General features: G+C 65.9%; 19 protein-coding genes, 1 tRNA gene and 1 pseudogene. 15 read left to right on the forward strand and 6 right to left on the reverse strand.

Going from position 1 to position 16,124, the window contains the following annotated elements; all coding sequences use genetic code 11:
* From GTP41_RS18540 to GTP41_RS18575, 8 genes and pseudogenes are all read left to right on the forward strand, one after another.
* Nucleotides 1-417 (forward strand): annotated as a pseudogene (locus GTP41_RS18540) (pilus assembly protein TadG-related protein); the annotation flags it as partial.
* Nucleotides 414-851, forward strand: coding sequence for a TadE/TadG family type IV pilus assembly protein (locus tag GTP41_RS18545; protein ID WP_161027069.1), 438 nt, complete (start codon nucleotides 414-416; stop codon nucleotides 849-851). The pseudogene GTP41_RS18540 and the gene GTP41_RS18545, both read left to right, overlap by 4 nt.
* Nucleotides 841-1,407: a TadE/TadG family type IV pilus assembly protein gene (locus GTP41_RS18550; RefSeq protein WP_161027070.1), complete on the forward strand. Its 567-nt coding sequence runs from the start codon at nucleotides 841-843 to the stop codon at nucleotides 1,405-1,407. Before GTP41_RS18545 ends, GTP41_RS18550 begins: the two co-directional genes overlap by 11 nt.
* 23 nt (nucleotides 1,408-1,430) lie before the next feature.
* Nucleotides 1,431-2,606: a CpaE/TadZ family protein gene (locus GTP41_RS18555; RefSeq protein ID WP_161027071.1), complete on the forward strand. Its 1,176-nt coding sequence runs from the start codon at nucleotides 1,431-1,433 to the stop codon at nucleotides 2,604-2,606.
* A 12-nt stretch (nucleotides 2,607-2,618) separates the two neighbouring features.
* Complete coding sequence (locus GTP41_RS18560) at nucleotides 2,619-3,962, forward strand: TadA family conjugal transfer-associated ATPase (RefSeq protein ID WP_161027072.1); 1,344 nt, start codon at nucleotides 2,619-2,621, stop codon at nucleotides 3,960-3,962.
* Nucleotides 3,963-3,974: 12 nt separating this feature from the next.
* Nucleotides 3,975-4,958: a type II secretion system F family protein gene (locus tag GTP41_RS18565; RefSeq protein WP_308700867.1), complete on the forward strand. Its 984-nt coding sequence runs from the start codon at nucleotides 3,975-3,977 to the stop codon at nucleotides 4,956-4,958.
* Nucleotides 4,955-5,893: a type II secretion system F family protein gene (locus GTP41_RS18570; protein WP_161027073.1), complete on the forward strand. Its 939-nt coding sequence runs from the start codon at nucleotides 4,955-4,957 to the stop codon at nucleotides 5,891-5,893. The genes GTP41_RS18565 and GTP41_RS18570 overlap by 4 nt, the downstream gene beginning before the upstream one ends.
* Before the next feature lie 8 nt (nucleotides 5,894-5,901).
* Entirely contained in the window at nucleotides 5,902-6,711 is an 810-nt protein-coding gene (locus GTP41_RS18575) for a LytR C-terminal domain-containing protein (RefSeq protein ID WP_161027074.1), read from the forward strand.
* Nucleotides 6,712-6,743: 32 nt separating this feature from the next.
* Here GTP41_RS18575 and GTP41_RS18580 read toward each other — a convergent pair whose 3' ends face one another.
* The 6 genes from GTP41_RS18580 to mscL all read right to left on the reverse strand — a co-directional run bounded on the left by GTP41_RS18580 (nucleotide 6,744) and on the right by mscL (nucleotide 11,226).
* Complete coding sequence (locus tag GTP41_RS18580; RefSeq protein ID WP_161027075.1) at nucleotides 6,744-7,505, reverse strand: GIN domain-containing protein; 762 nt, start codon at nucleotides 7,503-7,505, stop codon at nucleotides 6,744-6,746.
* A gap of 34 nt (nucleotides 7,506-7,539) precedes the next feature.
* A complete protein-coding gene (locus tag GTP41_RS18585) occupies nucleotides 7,540-7,743 on the reverse strand; it encodes a hypothetical protein (RefSeq protein WP_161027076.1) in 204 nt (67 codons plus the stop codon).
* Between the two features lie 142 nt (nucleotides 7,744-7,885).
* Entirely contained in the window at nucleotides 7,886-8,962 is a 1,077-nt protein-coding gene (locus GTP41_RS18590; protein WP_161027077.1) for a tartrate dehydrogenase, read from the reverse strand.
* Nucleotides 8,959-9,651, reverse strand: a complete 693-nt coding sequence (locus tag GTP41_RS18595; RefSeq protein ID WP_161027078.1) for a DUF2461 domain-containing protein — start codon at nucleotides 9,649-9,651, stop codon at nucleotides 8,959-8,961. Before GTP41_RS18595 ends, GTP41_RS18590 begins: the two co-directional genes overlap by 4 nt.
* Nucleotides 9,652-9,653: 2 nt before the next feature.
* Entirely contained in the window at nucleotides 9,654-10,769 is a 1,116-nt protein-coding gene (locus tag GTP41_RS18600; RefSeq protein ID WP_161027079.1) for a Do family serine endopeptidase, read from the reverse strand.
* A 31-nt stretch (nucleotides 10,770-10,800) separates the two neighbouring features.
* Nucleotides 10,801-11,226 carry a large conductance mechanosensitive channel protein MscL gene (mscL, locus tag GTP41_RS18605; RefSeq protein ID WP_161027080.1) on the reverse strand — a complete coding sequence of 142 codons (426 nt, stop codon included), beginning with the start codon at nucleotides 11,224-11,226 and terminating at the stop codon, nucleotides 10,801-10,803.
* 206 nt (nucleotides 11,227-11,432) lie between these two features.
* On the opposite strand from mscL, the gene petA reads away from it, so the two are divergent.
* From petA to GTP41_RS18640, 7 genes are all read left to right on the forward strand, one after another.
* A complete protein-coding gene (petA, locus tag GTP41_RS18610; protein ID WP_161027081.1) occupies nucleotides 11,433-12,041 on the forward strand; it encodes a ubiquinol-cytochrome c reductase iron-sulfur subunit in 609 nt (202 codons plus the stop codon).
* Between the two features lie 3 nt (nucleotides 12,042-12,044).
* Nucleotides 12,045-13,457: a cytochrome b gene (locus tag GTP41_RS18615; RefSeq protein WP_161027082.1), complete on the forward strand. Its 1,413-nt coding sequence runs from the start codon at nucleotides 12,045-12,047 to the stop codon at nucleotides 13,455-13,457.
* Between the two features lie 35 nt (nucleotides 13,458-13,492).
* Nucleotides 13,493-14,257, forward strand: a complete 765-nt coding sequence (locus tag GTP41_RS18620; protein WP_161027083.1) for a cytochrome c1 — start codon at nucleotides 13,493-13,495, stop codon at nucleotides 14,255-14,257.
* A 114-nt stretch (nucleotides 14,258-14,371) separates the two neighbouring features.
* On the forward strand, nucleotides 14,372-14,983 hold the full coding sequence (locus GTP41_RS18625; RefSeq protein ID WP_130316072.1) for a glutathione S-transferase N-terminal domain-containing protein: 612 nt from the start codon (nucleotides 14,372-14,374) through the stop codon (nucleotides 14,981-14,983).
* Between the two features lie 52 nt (nucleotides 14,984-15,035).
* A complete protein-coding gene (locus GTP41_RS18630) occupies nucleotides 15,036-15,524 on the forward strand; it encodes a ClpXP protease specificity-enhancing factor (RefSeq protein ID WP_161027084.1) in 489 nt (162 codons plus the stop codon).
* A gap of 26 nt (nucleotides 15,525-15,550) precedes the next feature.
* A tRNA-Thr gene (locus tag GTP41_RS18635) sits at nucleotides 15,551-15,626 on the forward strand.
* A gap of 167 nt (nucleotides 15,627-15,793) precedes the next feature.
* Nucleotides 15,794-16,006 carry a hypothetical protein gene (locus GTP41_RS18640; RefSeq protein ID WP_161027085.1) on the forward strand — a complete coding sequence of 71 codons (213 nt, stop codon included), beginning with the start codon at nucleotides 15,794-15,796 and terminating at the stop codon, nucleotides 16,004-16,006.
* The last annotated feature ends 118 nt before the right edge of the window (nucleotides 16,007-16,124 follow it).

The following is a 16,124-nucleotide window of genomic DNA, read 5'->3' on the forward strand; positions in this document are numbered from 1 at the left end:
GACGGCGCGCCGCCGCTGCCGGCCGTGGCGCCGGCGCAGTACGGCACGCTGTGGGCCTACGGTCCGGCGCGCACGCCGGCCATGGCCGCCATCCATGCCAGCAAGTGGGGCACCTTGTACCCGGCGGCGCCGGCGCTGGCGGCGCCGGCCTGGCCGGCGGCCGGGCCTTACCATGTGGCCAGCTACGGCACGGCGCCGCTCGGCGTGCCCGGGCGCAAGGAGCGGCGCCTGCTGCACGTGCCCCTGCTGGCGTGCCCGATCGCGGCCGGCACCCAGGTGCAGGGCACGGTGCTGGCGGTGGCGCGCTTCCTGCTGACCGCGCGCGCCTCGGCCAGCGCGGTGCCGGCGGAGTTCGCCGGCATCCTGGGCCCGGCCGAGACCGCGGCCCTGGCGACCGACGTGGAGCTGCTGCAATGAAGCGCCGCCGCTGCCGGGGCGTCGCCCTGATCGAGCTGGTGGCCGTGCTGGCGGTCTGCGTGCCGCTCTTGCTCGGCATCCTGTATTACGGGCGCATGGCGATGGATGGCGCGCTGCTGGACCGGGCGGCCAGCGACGCGGCGCGCTACCTGGCCACCCTGCCGCCCGAGGAGTTGCGCGACAGCGCGCGGCGCGCCGTGGTGCTGGCCAATGCCCAATCCATGCTGGAGCAGGCGCTGCAGGCGTCCGGCCTGGCGCTGCAGGACTTGCAGGTCGACTACCGTTGCGGCCTGAATAGCTGCAGCATGGTGACCCCGAGCAACCCCCTGGCGTCGATCACCGTGATCGCCGTCCTGCAGTACCGCGCCACTTTGTTCGGCATGCCGCAGGTGGTGGAACTGCGCGCGCAAGCGGAGGCCGGCCGTGACAACTAGCGCGCCGCGCCAGCACGGCGCCACCCTGCTCGAATTCGCGCTGGCGCTGCCGGTCTTCCTGCTGCTCATGCTGGGACTGATCGAGTACGGCCGCCTGATGTTCGTGTGGAACGCGCTGCAGGAGGTGAGCCGGCGCGCCGCGCGCGGCGCCGTGCTGAGCGATTTCAGCGACGCCGCCGCCATGCAGCAAGTGCGCCTGCGCGCGCTGCTGCGCGTGGACCAGGACGCGCTGCCGCTGGCGCCGGCTGTCAGCAGCGCCAATATCCGCATCGAGTACCTGTGGATGGACGCCGCCGGCAACCTGGCGCCGCTGCCGCTGCTGCCGGCCTGCCCGCTGGCCAACCGCATCAACTGCGCGCGCGACGCGCAGGGCCCCGCCTGCATCCGCTTCGTGCGCGTGCGCCTGTGCGGCGCCGGTCCCGCCTGCGCGCCGCTGCCGTACGCGGGGCTGCTGCCGGCACCCTATCTACCGGTGCCGCCCCACCTGCCGGCGGCGACCACGCTGGCGCCGGCCGAGTCGCTCGGCTATGTGCCGGGCCAGGCGCCGTGCCCTTGAACCCCGCCAGCAAAGGAGATCCCATGAAAGCCCTGTTGATCAGCCCTGACGAGCAGTTGCAGGCCGACCTGGCGGCGCAAGGCTCGGCGCGCCTGCCGGTGCTGCAGCTGGCGGCCACCCGGCACGACCTGCGCGACGCGCTGGCGCGCCTGCTGCCGCAGCCGCCCGAGCTGGTGCTGTTCGACGCCAGCCAGGTGGAGCCGGCGCAGGCCGAGCTGCTGGAACCGCTGGCGCGCCAGTACCCGGAGGCCTCCTTCATCCTGCTGACGCGGGCGCCGCAGCACGAACTGCTGATCCGCGCCATGCGGGTCGGCATGCGCGAGGTGCTGCCGCTGCCGCTGGTGCACCGCGCCCTGCACGAGGCGCTGGACCGGATCGAGGTGGAGCGCGGCGTGACCGCCATGCGCGAGGGCAAGGCGCTGGCCTTCATCGCCTGCAAGGGCGGCAGCGGCGCCACCTTCCTCGCCACCAATTTCGGCTATGCGCTGGCGGCGCTGGCCGGGCGCAAAGTGCTGCTGCTCGACCTGCACGGCCAGTTCGGCGACGCCACCTTGTATGTCTCCGACCAGAAGCCGGCCATGACCCTGTCCGACATCTGCAGCCAGATCGGGCGCCTGGACGCCGCCTTCCTGGAGTCGTGCCTGGTGCACGTGGCGCCCGGCTACGGCGTGCTGGCGGCGGCCGACGACCCGGCCCTGGCGACCCAGATGAAGCCGGAGCACATCGACGCCATCCTGCGCGTGGCGCGCCAGCACTACGACTACGTGCTGCTGGACGTGGGGCGCCAGATCGACGCCCTGTCGCTGCGCGCGCTGGACCAGTCGGACGCGATCTACCCGGTGCTGCAGCTGGCGCTGCCGGACATCCGCGACGGCCGCCGCCTGCTCGACATCTTTCGGTCGCTGGGCTATCCGGCCGGGCGCACGCGTCTGATCGTCAACCGCTACGAGAAGGGCGGCAAGCTGCGCCTGGCCGACCTGGAGCAGGCGCTGGGGGCGGAGGTGCTGCACACCGTGCCCAACGACTACCTGGCCGCCACCGACTCGGTCAACCAGGGCGTGCCCCTGCTGCAGCTGGCGCGCAGCAGCCCGCTGGCGCGCAGCCTGGCCGAGCTGGTGGAAGCGGTCACCGCGCGCCGCCTGCCCGAGAGCAAGGGCTTGTTCGACCGCCTGTTCGGGCGCGCCGAAACCGAACACTGAAAGGAGCTTGCCATGAGTTTGCGAGAAAGCCTGGCCCTGGCGCGCGACGAGCACGCCGCCGCCAGCGCGCCGGCGCTGGCCGACGGCGCCTACCAGGAGCTGAAGAAATCCATGCACCAGATGATCCTGGAGCGCATCGACCTGGAGCGCCTGAAGCGCCTGACCCCGGAGCAGTTCAAGCACGAGCTGGCGCTGCTGGTGGCGCGCATCGTGGACGACGAGCGCATCGCCTTGAACCAGGGCGAGCGCCACAAGCTGGTGCTGGACATCCAGAACGAGATGCTGGGCTTCGGCCCGCTGGAGCCGCTGCTGGCCGATCCCGGCGTGTCGGACATCCTGGTCAACACCCACGCCCAGGTCTATGTCGAGCGCACCGGGCGCCTGGAGCTGACCGGCATCACCTTCCACGACAACACGCACCTGATGAAGATCATCGAGAAGATCGTCTCGCGCGTCGGGCGCCGGGTCGACGAGTCGAGCCCGATGGTCGACGCACGCCTGCCGGACGGCTCGCGCGTCAACGCCATCATCCCGCCGCTGGCGGTGGACGGGCCGATCCTGTCGATCCGCCGCTTCGCGGCGCAGCCGCTGATGATGGACAAGCTGCTCGAGTTCAAGAGCCTGACGCCGCCCATGGCCGAGGTGCTGAAGGCGCTCGGCCAGGCGCGCCTGAACATCCTGATCTCGGGCGGCACCGGCAGCGGCAAGACCACCCTGCTCAACGTGCTGTCCGGCTTCATCCCGGCCAGCGAGCGCATCGTCACCATCGAGGACGCGGCCGAACTGCAGCTGCGCCAGCCGCACGTGGTGCGGCTGGAAACGCGCCTGCCCAACGTGGAGGGCAAGGGCGAGGTGACGCAGCGCGCCCTGGTGCGCAACGCGCTGCGCATGCGGCCCGACCGCATCATCCTGGGCGAGGTGCGCGGGGCGGAGGCGATCGACATGCTGCAGGCCATGAACACCGGCCACGAGGGCTCCTTCGCCACCATCCACGCCAACTCGCCGCGCGACGCGCTGTCGCGCCTGGAGAGCATGGTCGGCATGGCCGGCGCCAACCTGACGGCGCGCACGGCGCGCCAGCAGATCTGCTCCGCCATCACGGTGGTGATGCAGCTGTCGCGCCTGACCGACGGCACGCGCAAGCTGGTCAGCCTGCAGGAGGTGACCGGGATGGAGGGCGAGACGGTGGCCATGCACGAGATTTTCCGTTTCGAGCAGACCGGGGTCGACGCCCAGGGCCGCGTGCTGGGCCACTACTACGCCACCGGCGTGCGGCCGCGCTTTGCCGAGCGCCTGCGCATGTTCGGGGTGCCGGTGGCGGACACGCTGTTCGACCCGGGCCGGGTCTACGAGTAGGCGGGAGGCACCATGGAACTGGATCTTGCCTGGAGCGGTTTTGCCGTGCTGCTGTTCGCCGCCGTGATTTGCCTGTGCGAGGGGGCCTGGCTGTGGTGGAGCGGCAAGCATGGCAGCGGCGCGCGCCGCGTCGCGCTGCGCCTGCGCCTGATGTCGGGCCGCAGCGACACGGCGGGCGCACGCATCAGCATCCTCAAGGAGCGCCGCTATGCGGACACGCCGGCGCTGGAGCGCCTGCTGCAGCGGGTGCCGCGCATCGCCGCGCTGGACCGGCTGCTGCTGCAGGCCGGGCTGCGCTGGCAGGTGGCGCGCTTTCTGGCGCTGCAGGGCCTGGCCCTGCTGGCGGCGTGGCTGCTGCCGGCCATGCTGCGCCTGCCCGGCGCGGCCGCCGCCGTGCTGGGCGCGCTGTGCTGCGCGGCGCCGCTGGCCATGCTGCTGCGGGCGCGCGCGGCGCGCATCCGCCGCGTCGAGGCGCAGTTGCCGGAGATGGCCGACTTCCTGGCGCGCGCACTGCGCGCCGGCCACTCCTTCGCCAACGTGCTGCAGATGGCGGGCGACGAGGTGGCCGATCCCCTCGGCGGCGAGTTCCGTGCCACCTATGAGGAGATCAATTACGGCGTCACCATGCACGACGCCTTGCACCACCTGGCCGGGCGCGTGCCGCTGACGGATTTGCGCTACCTGGTGATCGCGGTGCTGATCCAGCGCGAATCGGGCGGCAACCTGGCCGAGCTGCTGGACAATGTATCGCGCATGACCCGCGCGCGCCTGCAGCTGCAGGCCCAGGTGCGGGTGCTGTCGGCGGAGGGCCGCATGTCGGCCTGGATCCTGACCCTGATGCCGCTGGTCATGCTGGCCGGCATGCACCTGACCAATCCCGCCTACAACGCCGTGCTGTGGCAGGACCCGGCCGGCCAGCGCCTGCTGTGGTACGGCGCCGGCGCCATCGCGCTGGGCGCGCTGTGGATGCGCACCATCGTCCGGGTGCGCGCATGAACGGCGTCGACCTCCTGTTGCTGCTGCTGGTGTTCGTGGTGGTGGCCTGCCTGGCGCTGTGGGCCATGCTGGCGCTTTCCAGCGGGCCGTTGCGCGAGCGCCTGAAGTCGTTTACCGCGCCGCCGCAGGCCGCGCCGCTGGCGGGGCCGGGCGAGTGGATCGAAAAGGTGGCGCGGGTGGCCGAGCCGTTCAGCCGCCTGTCGCTGCCGGAGGAGGGCTGGGAGCGCTCGGCGCTGCGCACGCGCTTCATGAACGCCGGCTGGCGCCACCCGTCGGCGCCGCGCCTGTACTTCGCGGCCAAGACCGTGCTGGCCCTGGGCTTGCCGGCCCTGGTGGCGCTGCTGCTGGCGGCCACGCCGCACAACAGCAAGCAGTGGCTGCTGCTCCTGTGCGCCGGCGCCGGCATCGGCTACTACCTGCCCAACGGCGTGCTGGCGCGGCGCGCGCAGCGCCGCCAGCGCGATATCTTCGAATGCCTGCCCGATGCGCTGGATTTGCTGACCATCTGCGTCGAGGCCGGCCTGAGCATGGAGCGCGCGCTGGCCAAGGTGGCGGGCGAGATCCACATCAAGAGCCTGGCGCTGGCGCAGGAGCTGCAGCTGGTGCTGATGGAGCTGCGCGGCGGCTTCTCCAAGGAGCGCGCCTTGCGCAACTTCGCCTTGCGCAGCGGGGTGGAGGACGTGGATGCGCTGGTGGCCATGCTGGTGCAGGCCGAGCGTTTCGGCACCAGCATGGGCGACTCGCTGCGGGTGCATGCCGACAACCTGCGCCGCAAGCGCGCGGTGGTGGCGCAGGAGGCGGCGGCCAAGGTGGCGCTCAAGCTGCTGTTCCCGTTGATCTTCTGTATTTTCCCGGCGCTGATGATCGTGTTGTTGGGACCGGCGTCGATCCAGCTCAAGACGGTGTTCAAGCCCGCGCTGCATGCCGGGCGTTAGGAGGCGATATGCGTACAACGATGGTGCTGGCCTGCGCGGGTGCGCTGGCGGCGTGCAGCTGGCCGGTGACGCCGCCGGCGCCGGACCCTGTGGTGGCGGCGCCGAGCGCGCCCGCGCTGCGGGCGCTGGCGGAGCAGGGCCGCTACGGCGCCGCCATCGCCTTGCTGGAGGCGCAGGCGGCGGGCGGCGGCGGGCGCCCGTCGGCAGCTTTGCTGGGCGACCTGGGTTACGCCTATTACCTTGACGGGCGCCTGCTGCCGGCGGTGGCGGCGCTGGAACGCGCTTGCCTGATGGAGCCGGGCAATGCGCTGGCGTGGGAGCGCCTGGCCGCGCTGCTGGAGGCCGGCGGCGAAACCGGGCGCGCGCTGGCGGCGATGCGCCATGCGCGGACGCTGCGCGAACTTGCGGCAGCGCCGGCGCCGGCGGATACAGCGGCGGCAGCGCAGGAGGCGGGCGCGCTGTGGCCGGTGGACATGGCGCGCGTCGAGGTGCGCCAGGTCGGCGCTGGGCTGGTCGCGGTGGCGCGGGTGGAAGCGCGGCCGGCTGCGGCCACTGCGCCGGCGGGCGGCCAGCGGCTGGAGGTCAGCAACGGCAACGGCGTGCGCGGCATGGCGGCGGCGGTGGCGCGCCGCTTGCGGGCGGAGGGCATGCAGGTGGTGCGGCTGACCAACACGCTGCCCTTCAATGTGGCCGAGACGCGGGTCGAGGTGGGCGGCAGTGGCAGTGCGCAGTTGCGCATCGTGCTGGGGCGCGACCTGGCGCCGGCCATGCCGGAAATAAAAAAGCCGCCTGCGGTTAGCAGGCGGCAAGCACCGTGAAACGAATCACGAGTTGGTGGGAAATCGTTGCATCAGTTCCAGGACACGCTGCCCAGGCCGCGCGCCGTCGACTGGCGGTTGGTCGGCTTGCCGTAGACCGTGGCCGAACCCATGCCGCTCAGGCGCAGGTTGGCGGAAGTTTTCGCGTTGAACGAGGCGCTGCCAAGGCCGGTCATGTCGGCGTCCACGTTCTCGCTGTGCAGCTGCCTGGCATCCAGGCTGCCGATGCCGCCCAGCTTGGCGTACAGGTTCTTGCTCTGGCCGGAGATCAGGATCTGCCCGGCGCCTTTCAAATTCAGGTCGACCGTTTCGGCCTGGGTCTCGCTCAGCGACAGGCTGCCCACGCCGGTCAGGCGCGCATCGACTTTCTTGAAGCGCGAGGCCACGTTCATGGCGCCGGCGCCTTCCAGGGAGAGGCGCACTTCGTCGCCGTCGAATCCCTTCACTTCCGCCGAGCCGACGCCGGCGGAGACCAGCTCACGCAGCTGCGGCAAGGACAGTTCCGCCTTCAGGTTGCGGCTGCCCAGGTGGATGCCGCGCATATTCTCGGTCCCGATGCGGATGGTGTCGCCGCTCTGGGTCACCGTAATCTTCTGGATGTAGCGCTTGTCGCCGGAAACCAGCAGCGCAGGCGCGCCTTGCTTCAGCTTCAGGTCGACGATGCCGTCCAGTACAACTTTCACGGCGCGGCCATCAACAGTGCGTGCTTCGGAGATGATCTCGTCCGCTTGGGCGGCGCCGCCGGTGGCGAGCAGGGCGGCGGTGATCATCGAGGCGGTGAAGAACTTTTTCATGTTGGGGCTCCGTGAGTAGGACGTTTGCTTCTGCTTACAGTGCAGCTTTTTCCGCTGCGGTCAGGCGCTTGGCTTTCACCGTCACCACCGGCATCTCGGCGACGTTCGCCTTGACGATAATGGCGGCCGGGGCCGGGGCGACGTTTTTCAGCGGGGCGGCAGCGGTTGCGAAGCCGGTTGCGCTGATCAGGGCGACTGCGCCAAGGAAGATGAATTCCATGTTTTTTGCGATGTTCATTTTGCTCTCCATTCGGTTGGGGTTAAGTTCATTTCGTCTTTCGATGGTTGAACTATAGAGGCGTGCCGCGTCAAGCACTATCGCCTTGCGACGAAATGCTGAAAACGCGACCTGAAATGCAAGAAACGGGGTTAAAGCAGGTTTACAGCAAGGCGGCGATGGCCATGCCCATCTCGGTGGTGGAGGCAGTCCCGCCCATGTCGGGCGTGCGCGGGCCCTGTACCAGCACGGTTTCAATGGCGTGCATGATGGCGTCGTGCGCCTGCACGTAGCGCGCGTCGCCCTTGCCGAGGAAGTCGAGCATCATGGCGCCGGACCAGACCATGGCGACCGGGTTGGCGATGTTCTGGCCGTAGATGTCGGGCGCCGAGCCATGCACCGGCTCGAACAGGGAGGGCAGGGTGCGCTCCGGGTTCAGGTTGGCGGAGGGGGCGATGCCGATGGTGCCGGCGCAGGCCGGCCCCAGGTCGCTCAGGATGTCGCCGAACAGGTTGGACGCGACTACCACATCGAAACGCTCGGGGCTCAGCACGAAGCGCGCCGCCAGGATGTCCACGTGGTACTGGTCCCAGCGCACGTCGGGGTAGTGCGCCGCCATCGCCTTCACCCGCTCGTCCCAGTAGGGCATGCTGATGGCGATGCCGTTGGACTTGGTGGCGGAGGTCAGGTGCTTTTTCGGGCGCGAGCGGGCCAGCTCGAAGGCGAATTGCAGGATGCGGTCGACGCCCTTGCGCGTGAAGACCGCCTCCTGCAGCACGAGCTCGCGCTCGGTGTGCTCGAACAGGCGGCCGCCGACTGCCGAGTATTCGCCCTCGGTATTCTCGCGCACCACATAGAAGTCGATATCGCCCGGCTTTTTCCCGGCCAGCGGGCAGGGCACGCCCGGCATCAGGCGCACCGGGCGCAGGTTGACGTACTGGTCGAACTCGCGCCGGAACTTGATCAGCGAGCCCCACAGTGAGATATGGTCGGGCACCGCGTCCGGCCAGCCCACCGCGCCGAAGTAAATCGCATCGAAACCCTTGAGCTGGTCGAACCAGTCGGCCGGCATCATCTGGCCGTGCTCCCGGTAGTAGTCGCAGTTGGCCCACGCGAAGGTGGTGAACTCGAGTTGCAGGCCAAAGCGCGCTGCGGCGGCGCGCAGGACGCGCAAGCCTTCCGGCATCACTTCCTTGCCGATACCGTCGCCGGCGATGACGGCAATGCGATGGGTGCTCATGCGGCGTCCATTTCCTCGACCGGCGCGGTGCGCATCCACTGCACCAGCGGCCAGGCGTCCTTAAAGGCGGCGGCGATCATGGGCAGCAGCTGTTCCGGTTGGTTGAGCGGCAGCTGGAGCTCCTGGTAGACGAAGAAGCTCTTCAGCTTGATGAACTCGATGTGCTGATGGGCGGGATCGAAGCCCTTGGGCGGGCGCTGCAGCTTGTGTTCGTCGGTGATGCTGCCGTAGCGCGCCTTGAGCGCCTTGTTGTGCAGGGCTTTCTTAAAGCCGGCCGCGTCGTTGACCATATGCTGGCGCAGCGCCTTCAGGCGGTGCGGCGGCGGCAGGTATTCGCCGGCGCCAATGCCCAGCACGCCGTCCGGGCTGATCTGGAAATACCAGGTCGGCCCGCCCGCCATGCTGGGGCGGCGCATATCGTTGGGCGCGATGGCGGCCGAGAAATGGGTCTTGTAGGGGCGCTTGTCGTGGGCAAAGCGCACGTCGCGGTTGATGCGGAACATGGCCTTCTTCGGGTTGCAGAACTTGACCTGGGCGTCGAACTTGCCCAGCTCCCCGATGACCTGGGTCACCAGTTCAAGGAATTCCTCGCGCAGGATGTCGTAGCGCGGCTTGTTCATCACGAACCAGGGGCGGTTGTTGTTGTCGGTCAGTTCCGCCAGGTAGCGGGTCAGGTCGCGCAGGTGCATAACTATTTCTTGGCGAGGGGGCGTTTGCCCACCGTGAGTTGGAGGTCGCTTTCGCGGCTTTTGCGCAGGATGCGCATGGTCGACTGGCCGCCCGGCGTGAGCTGGGCGATCAGGTTCAGCATTTCATTGGTGTCCTTGACCGGCTTGCCGTCCACCGACAGCAGGATGTCGCCCGGGCGCATGCCGGCCTTGTCGGCCGGGCCGTTGCGCACCACGCCGGCGATGATGGCGCCGGAGTCGCGCTGCAGGCCGAAGCTGTTGGCCAGTTCCGGTGTGATCTCCTGCGATTCGACGCCGATCCAGCCGCGCACCACATGGCCGTCCTTGATGATCGCTTCCAGCACATTGCGCGCCGTGCTGACCGGGATGGCGAAGCCGATGCCGACCGAGCCGCCGCTCTGCGAGTAAATGGCCGAGTTAATGCCGAGCAGCCTGCCCTGGGTGTCGATCAGGGCGCCGCCCGAGTTGCCGAAATTGATGGCGGCATCGGTCTGGATGAAATTTTCGAAATGGTTGATGTGCAGGTTGTTGCGGCCCAGGGCGGAAATGATGCCCATGGTGACGGTCTGTCCCACGCCGAAGGGGTTGCCGATGGCCAGCACCACATCGCCCACCTTGGCCTGTTCCACCTCGCCCAGGGTAACCGAGGGCAGCTTGTCCAGGGTGATGCGCACCACGGCCAGGTCGGTTTCGGGGTCGGTGCCGACCAGTTTGGCAGGCGCCTTGCGCCCGTCCGGCAGCACCACCTGGATTTCCTCGGCCGCCTCCACCACGTGGTAGTTGGTCAGGATATAGCCCTGCGGGCTGACGATGACGCCGGAGCCCAGGCTGTTCTGGTCATCCTCTTCCTCGCGCTCGAAGAAGCGCTTGAAAAACGGGTCGCGCGCCAGCGGGTGGCGCTTGCGCACGGCTTTCGTGGTCAGGATGTTAACAACGGCCGGCATGGCGCGGTCGGCGGCGGTGCGGAAGGAGCCGGGCGCCGGCGCGGCCGCTGCTGCGCTGACGGCTGGCGTGGCGGGGGCCAGGGCGGTACCGCGCCGCCCCACGGCCGTATACACAAAGTACAGTGCCAATGCGATGGTCACCGTTTGTGCAAACAATAACCAGAGTTTTCGCATGGCTGCTGTGCTACAAAATGGAGGTTAACTCCTATTTTCGCAAAGAATCGCGAATTTCGCGCAACAACACAATATCTTCCGCCGGCGGTGCCGGTTCGGCCGGTGCGCTGGCCGGGGCTTCGTCGCGGCGCAATTTCGCCACCAGACGCACCATTTGGAAAATAACAAAGGCCAAAATGATGAAATTCAGCAAAATCGTAAAGAAATTGCCGTAAGCCAATACCGCGCCCAGTTTTTTGGCTTCCACCAGGCTCAAACTGGCGGCCTGGCCGTTAAGCGGAACGTAATAATTGGCGAAATCGAGGCCGCCAAGCAACATACCAATCGGTGGCATGATGATATCGGCCACCAGCGAATCGACAATTTTGCCGAAGGCCGCGCCAATGATGACACCGACCGCAAGGTCGACCACATTGCCCTTCATTGCAAAGTCTTTAAATTCTTGCAACATTGCCATACCAGATTCTCCCGGAAAGTTCATGGATTTGGATCAACTTTGCTGGAAAAATATAGAACGCGCAAGGGGGCGCAAAATGGGGACGGCTTGGCGCATTGCAAGGTTTTGCTTTAAATCGTGACTTCACTCCTTTATAATTTAAGGTTGCTAGAAGCTTTGTTAACTGTCTAATAAAGATTTCAGATTTTTGACTGATTGGGGTTAGTATGAGTAACGAAAAGCAGGTCGATTCCAGCCGTCGCGGGCTGCTCGTCGCCACGTGTGCGGCGGGTGGTGTGGTCGGTTTGGGCGCTACTGGCGCCCTGGTAAGCACGTTCCAGCCTTCCGAGCGCGCTAAAGCGGCGGGTGCTCCAGTAGAAGTGGACATCTCCACGCTGCAACCCGGCGAAATGAGGACCGTCGAGTGGCGCGGCAAGCCAGTCTGGATCCTGAAGCGTACGCCCGAAATGGTCGAGTCGCTGAAGAAGACCGACAAGGACGTGGCCGACCCGAACTCCGAGCGTACTCCGGACATGCTGACGCCCGAATACGCCCGCAATCAGTACCGCTCCATCAAGCCAGAAATCCTGGTCGCGGTGGGCATCTGCTCCCACCTGGGCTGCTCCCCATCGACCAAATTCCAGACCGGCGCGCAGCCTTCGCTGCCGGATGACTGGGCCGGCGGCTTCCTCTGCCCATGCCATGGTTCCACCTTCGACATGGCCGGCCGCGTGTTCAAGAACAAACCTGCTCCTGACAACCTGGAGGTGCCGCGCCACATGTTCGTGGGCGACGCCAAGATCATCGTCGGCAAAGACGAGAAAGGCGAGGCGTAATTCATGGGCGCTTTCAAGGAAACCAAATTCCCGGCCGACGCACCTGCCGCGCAAAAAGCGCTGGGCTGGGTCGACGACCGTTTCCCGCTGACCAAACTGTGGAACGACCAGTGGGGCAAGTACTACGCTCCCAAGAACTTCAACTTCTGGTACATCTTCGGCTCGCTGGCCATGCTGGTGCTGGTGCTGCAGATCGTCACCGGCATCTTCCTGACCATGCACTACAAGCCGGACGCCAACCTGGCGTTCGCCTCGGTCGAATACATCATGCGCGAAGTGCCATGGGGCTGGCTGGTGCGCTATATGCACTCGACCGGCGCCTCGGCCTTCTTCATCATCGTCTACCTGCACATGACGCGCGGCCTGATGTACGGTTCCTACCGTAAGCCACGTGAGCTGATCTGGCTGTTCGGTTTCGCCATCTTCCTGTGCCTGATGGCCGAAGCCTTCTTCGGCTACCTGCTGCCATGGGGCCAGATGTCGTACTGGGGCGCACAGGTGATCGTCAACCTGTTCGGCGCGATTCCGCTGATCGGCCCTGACCTGTCCCTGTGGATCCGCGGCGACTACGTGGTGTCCGACGCGACCCTGAACCGCTTCTTCGCCTTCCACGTGATCGCCATCCCGCTGGTCCTGCTGGGCCTGGTGGCGGCGCACTTGATCGCGCTGCACGAAGTGGGCTCGTCCAACCCGGACGGCATCGAAGTCAAGGAAAACCTGGGCCCGGACGGCCACCCGGTCGATTCGATTCCTTCGCACCCTTACTACACCGTGCACGACCTGTTCGGCGTATCGGTCTTCCTGACCATCTTCTCGGCCGTGGTGTTCTTCGCGCCGGAAATGGGCGGTTACTTCCTGGAATACAACAACTTCCTGCCAGGTGACTCGCTGAAGACCCCGCCGCACATCGCGCCGACCTGGTACTTCACGCCGTTCTACTCGGTGCTGCGCGCCACCACCGCCGACTTCATGTGGGTGCTGATGGGCGCAACCGTTGCCTACGTGTCCTTCGTGTGGCTGAAATCGCGCCTGTCCTTCATGGTCAAGTCGGCAATCGCCGCGATTGGCCTGGTGGCCGTGGTCGGCATGTTCCCATGGGCGCTGGACGCCAAGTTCTGGGGCGTGGTGTTCTTCGGCGGTTCCGTGGTGATCCTGGCCTTCCTGCCATGGCTGGACCACTCGCCGGTGAAGTCGATCCGCTACCGTCCGCAAGGCCACAAGTACCTGTACCTGGGCCTGGGCGTGGCATTCGTGGCCCTGGGTTACCTGGGCGTGCAGGCACCGAGCCCGGTTGGCACCATCGTGTCGCAAGTGGCGACCCTGTACTACTTCGCGTTCTTCCTGCTGATGCCATGGTGGAGCACCATGGGCACGTTCAAGAAAGTGCCGGATCGCGTCACTTTCCATCCGCACTGATTGACCAAGCAGAACGCTAAGCAAAGGACTAATAAATGATCTTTTCCAAGAAACTGCTGGCCCTTCTGGCCCTGGTACCTGCGCTGGCCTTCGCCAGCGAAGGCGGCCACCCACTGGACAAAGCACCGGACCGTTCGACCAACATGGCTGCGCTGCAAAACGGCGCCAAGCTGTTCGTCAACTACTGCCTGAACTGCCATAATGCGTCGAGCATGCGCTACAACCGCCTGCGCGACCTGGGCCTGACCGAAGAGCAGATCAAGAACAACCTGCTGTTCACCGGCGAGAAAGTGGGCGAGTTGATGACCACCGCCATGCCGGCCAAGGACGCCAAGGCCTGGTTCGGCACCGTGCCGCCGGACCTGTCCGTGATCGCGCGCGCCAAGGCCGGTCCGGGCGGCAGCGGTAGCGACTACCTGTACACCTACCTGCGTACCTTCTACAAGGACGACACCCGTCCTACCGGTTTCAACAACCTGGTGCTGCCGAACGCTGCCATGCCTCACGTGCTGTGGGACTTGCAGGGCGTGCAGGAAGCCAAGTTCGTTGAAGTGGCTGATCCGCACGATAAGGCCAAGAAGATCCACAAGTTTGACGGCTTCACCATCGTCAAACCGGGCACCATGACCAAGCTGGAGTACGACACTGCGGTGGCCGACCTGGTCGGCTACATGGAGTGGATGGCCGAGCCAGCCGCACAGAAGCGCAAGCAGCTGGGCGTATGGGTCCTGATCTTCATGACTATCTTTGCTCTGCTGGCATGGCGCCTGAACGCGTCGTACTGGAAAGAAGTCAAATAATTGCTTGCGCCGGCTTGTCCGGCGCGTGTTTGCGCCGCCTGGCCTGTGCCGGCGGCCCAACTGGGGTGAACCGTTCGCGGCTTCGCCCCCTTTGTTTCTAAGGAACTGCAAAAAATGATGGTTCTCTATTCGGGCACCACTTGCCCATTCTCCCAGCGCTGCCGCCTGGTCCTGTTCGAAAAAGGCATGGACTTTGAAGTGCGCGATGTTGACCTGTTCAACAAGCCGGAAGATATTTCGACCATGAACCCGTACGGCCAGGTCCCGATCCTGGTCGAGCGCGAATTGATCCTGTACGAATCGAACATCATCAATGAGTACATCGATGAGCGCTTCCCGCATCCGCAGCTGATGCCGGCCGATCCGCTGATGCGCGCCCGTGCCCGCCTCATGCTGTTCAACTTCGAGAAAGAGCTGTTCGTGCACGTGCACACGCTGGAAAGCGAGCGCAACAAGGCGAACGACAAGAGCCATGACAAGGCCCGCGCGGAAATCCGCGACCGCCTGACCACCCTGGCGCCGCTGTTCCTGAAGAACAAGTACATGCTGGGCGACGAGTTCTCCATGCTGGACGTGGCCGTGGCCCCGCTGCTGTGGCGCCTGGACCACTACGGCATCGAGCTGTCGAAGACCGCCGCGCCATTGATGAAGTACGCCGAGCGCATCTTCTCGCGCCCGGCCTATATCGAAGCGCTGACTCCGTCCGAGAAAGTAATGCGCCGCTAAGGCGGCCCCTGCGGCGCGCCTTCCCGGCGCGCCGCAACTTATAGTTGTGAACATGGCAGAAATCTCCACCAAGCCCTACATGCTGCGCGCCATTTACGAATGGTGCACCGATTGCGGCTATACCCCCTACCTGGCCGTCAAAGTCGACGGCGCGACCCAGGTGCCGATGGAATACGTCAAGAAAGGCGAGATCGTCCTCAATATCAGCTTCGGCGCCACCTCCGGCCTGAAGATGGATAACGACGCGATCCATTTCCACGCCCGCTTCGGCGGCGTGTCGCGCGAAATCTACGTCCCGGTCAATAATGTGATGGCGATTTACGCCAACGAGAACGGCCAGGGCATGGCCTTCGAGCCACTGCTGGACCAGGCGCCCGCCCCGCGCGCGCCGACCGAGGTGGAAGAAACCGCGGCCCCGGCGCCGACCCTGGCCTCGGTGCCGACCGCGTCCGCCCCGCGCAGCGTGGACGACAACGATCCGGACGATGGCGGCGAGCCGCCAAAGAAAGGTGGCCGTCCTACACTGACCCGCATTAAATAGCGTATAATCGCGGCGAAAGTTTTACAGCCGGCTTAGCTCATCAGGTAGAGCAGTTGATTTGTAATCATCAGGTGGCGGGTTCGAGTCCTGCAGCCGGCACCAGCATCACGAAAGCCCAGCCCTTGCCGGCTGGGCTTTTTCATTTCCTGAGTGACTTTCACGATTTTCTATTTGTTGATTCAGCAAGCTCACCTTCCTTAAAATTGCTCGCCGACCAAAAGCGGCTTTTTCTCCAGACGAAGTACAACCTCAGAAAGGTGGGAACGAGAATGAAGAAGGCAGTTTTCGCAGTATTGGCAGTCGCGGCGATGGCCGCAGGGGCTTCCTATTCCTATGCGCGTCCAGCGTTCGGCCATGAGTACGATGTGGTCGATGCGGCCGGCAATGTAATCGGCGGCGCGGAGTTCACCTGCAGCGCGCGCTGGTATACCTGGGGTGACCAGAACGGCACCCGGGTGCTGGTGAATAGCTACGAGTGCTGATTACAGCTATAACAAGGGGAAACGAAATAAAAAAATCAGTTCTCGTAGCACTGGCCCGTGTTGAAGTGCTGCGCTTTCCCTGCTATTAAGCGGGGCAAGGTTGAGCGGAAGGCCCACC

This window comes from Pseudoduganella guangdongensis, assembly GCF_009857475.1.
Taxonomy (GTDB): domain Bacteria; phylum Pseudomonadota; class Gammaproteobacteria; order Burkholderiales; family Burkholderiaceae_D; genus Rugamonas; species Rugamonas guangdongensis.

Bases quoted from the DNA above. Each gene is read 5' to 3' on its own strand.
- GTP41_RS18545 (WP_161027069.1), top strand. From the start codon at position 414: ATGAAGCGCCGCCGCTGCCGGGGCGTCGCCCTGATCGAGCTGGTGGCC.
- GTP41_RS18555 (WP_161027071.1), top strand. From the start codon at position 1,431: ATGAAAGCCCTGTTGATCAGCCCTGACGAGCAGTTGCAGGCCGACCTG.
- GTP41_RS18560 (WP_161027072.1), top strand. From the start codon at position 2,619: ATGAGTTTGCGAGAAAGCCTGGCCCTGGCGCGCGACGAGCACGCCGCC.
- GTP41_RS18565 (WP_308700867.1), top strand. From the start codon at position 3,975: ATGGAACTGGATCTTGCCTGGAGCGGTTTTGCCGTGCTGCTGTTCGCC.
- GTP41_RS18570 (WP_161027073.1), top strand. From the start codon at position 4,955: ATGAACGGCGTCGACCTCCTGTTGCTGCTGCTGGTGTTCGTGGTGGTG.
- GTP41_RS18575 (WP_161027074.1), top strand. From the start codon at position 5,902: ATGCGTACAACGATGGTGCTGGCCTGCGCGGGTGCGCTGGCGGCGTGC.
- GTP41_RS18580 (WP_161027075.1), bottom strand. From the start codon at position 7,505: ATGAAAAAGTTCTTCACCGCCTCGATGATCACCGCCGCCCTGCTCGCC.
- GTP41_RS18585 (WP_161027076.1), bottom strand. From the start codon at position 7,743: ATGAACATCGCAAAAAACATGGAATTCATCTTCCTTGGCGCAGTCGCC.
- GTP41_RS18590 (WP_161027077.1), bottom strand. From the start codon at position 8,962: ATGAGCACCCATCGCATTGCCGTCATCGCCGGCGACGGTATCGGCAAG.
- GTP41_RS18595 (WP_161027078.1), bottom strand. From the start codon at position 9,651: ATGCACCTGCGCGACCTGACCCGCTACCTGGCGGAACTGACCGACAAC.
- GTP41_RS18600 (WP_161027079.1), bottom strand. From the start codon at position 10,769: ATGCGAAAACTCTGGTTATTGTTTGCACAAACGGTGACCATCGCATTG.
- mscL (WP_161027080.1), bottom strand. From the start codon at position 11,226: ATGGCAATGTTGCAAGAATTTAAAGACTTTGCAATGAAGGGCAATGTG.
- petA (WP_161027081.1), top strand. From the start codon at position 11,433: ATGAGTAACGAAAAGCAGGTCGATTCCAGCCGTCGCGGGCTGCTCGTC.
- GTP41_RS18615 (WP_161027082.1), top strand. From the start codon at position 12,045: ATGGGCGCTTTCAAGGAAACCAAATTCCCGGCCGACGCACCTGCCGCG.
- GTP41_RS18620 (WP_161027083.1), top strand. From the start codon at position 13,493: ATGATCTTTTCCAAGAAACTGCTGGCCCTTCTGGCCCTGGTACCTGCG.
- GTP41_RS18625 (WP_130316072.1), top strand. From the start codon at position 14,372: ATGATGGTTCTCTATTCGGGCACCACTTGCCCATTCTCCCAGCGCTGC.
- GTP41_RS18630 (WP_161027084.1), top strand. From the start codon at position 15,036: ATGGCAGAAATCTCCACCAAGCCCTACATGCTGCGCGCCATTTACGAA.
- GTP41_RS18640 (WP_161027085.1), top strand. From the start codon at position 15,794: ATGAAGAAGGCAGTTTTCGCAGTATTGGCAGTCGCGGCGATGGCCGCA.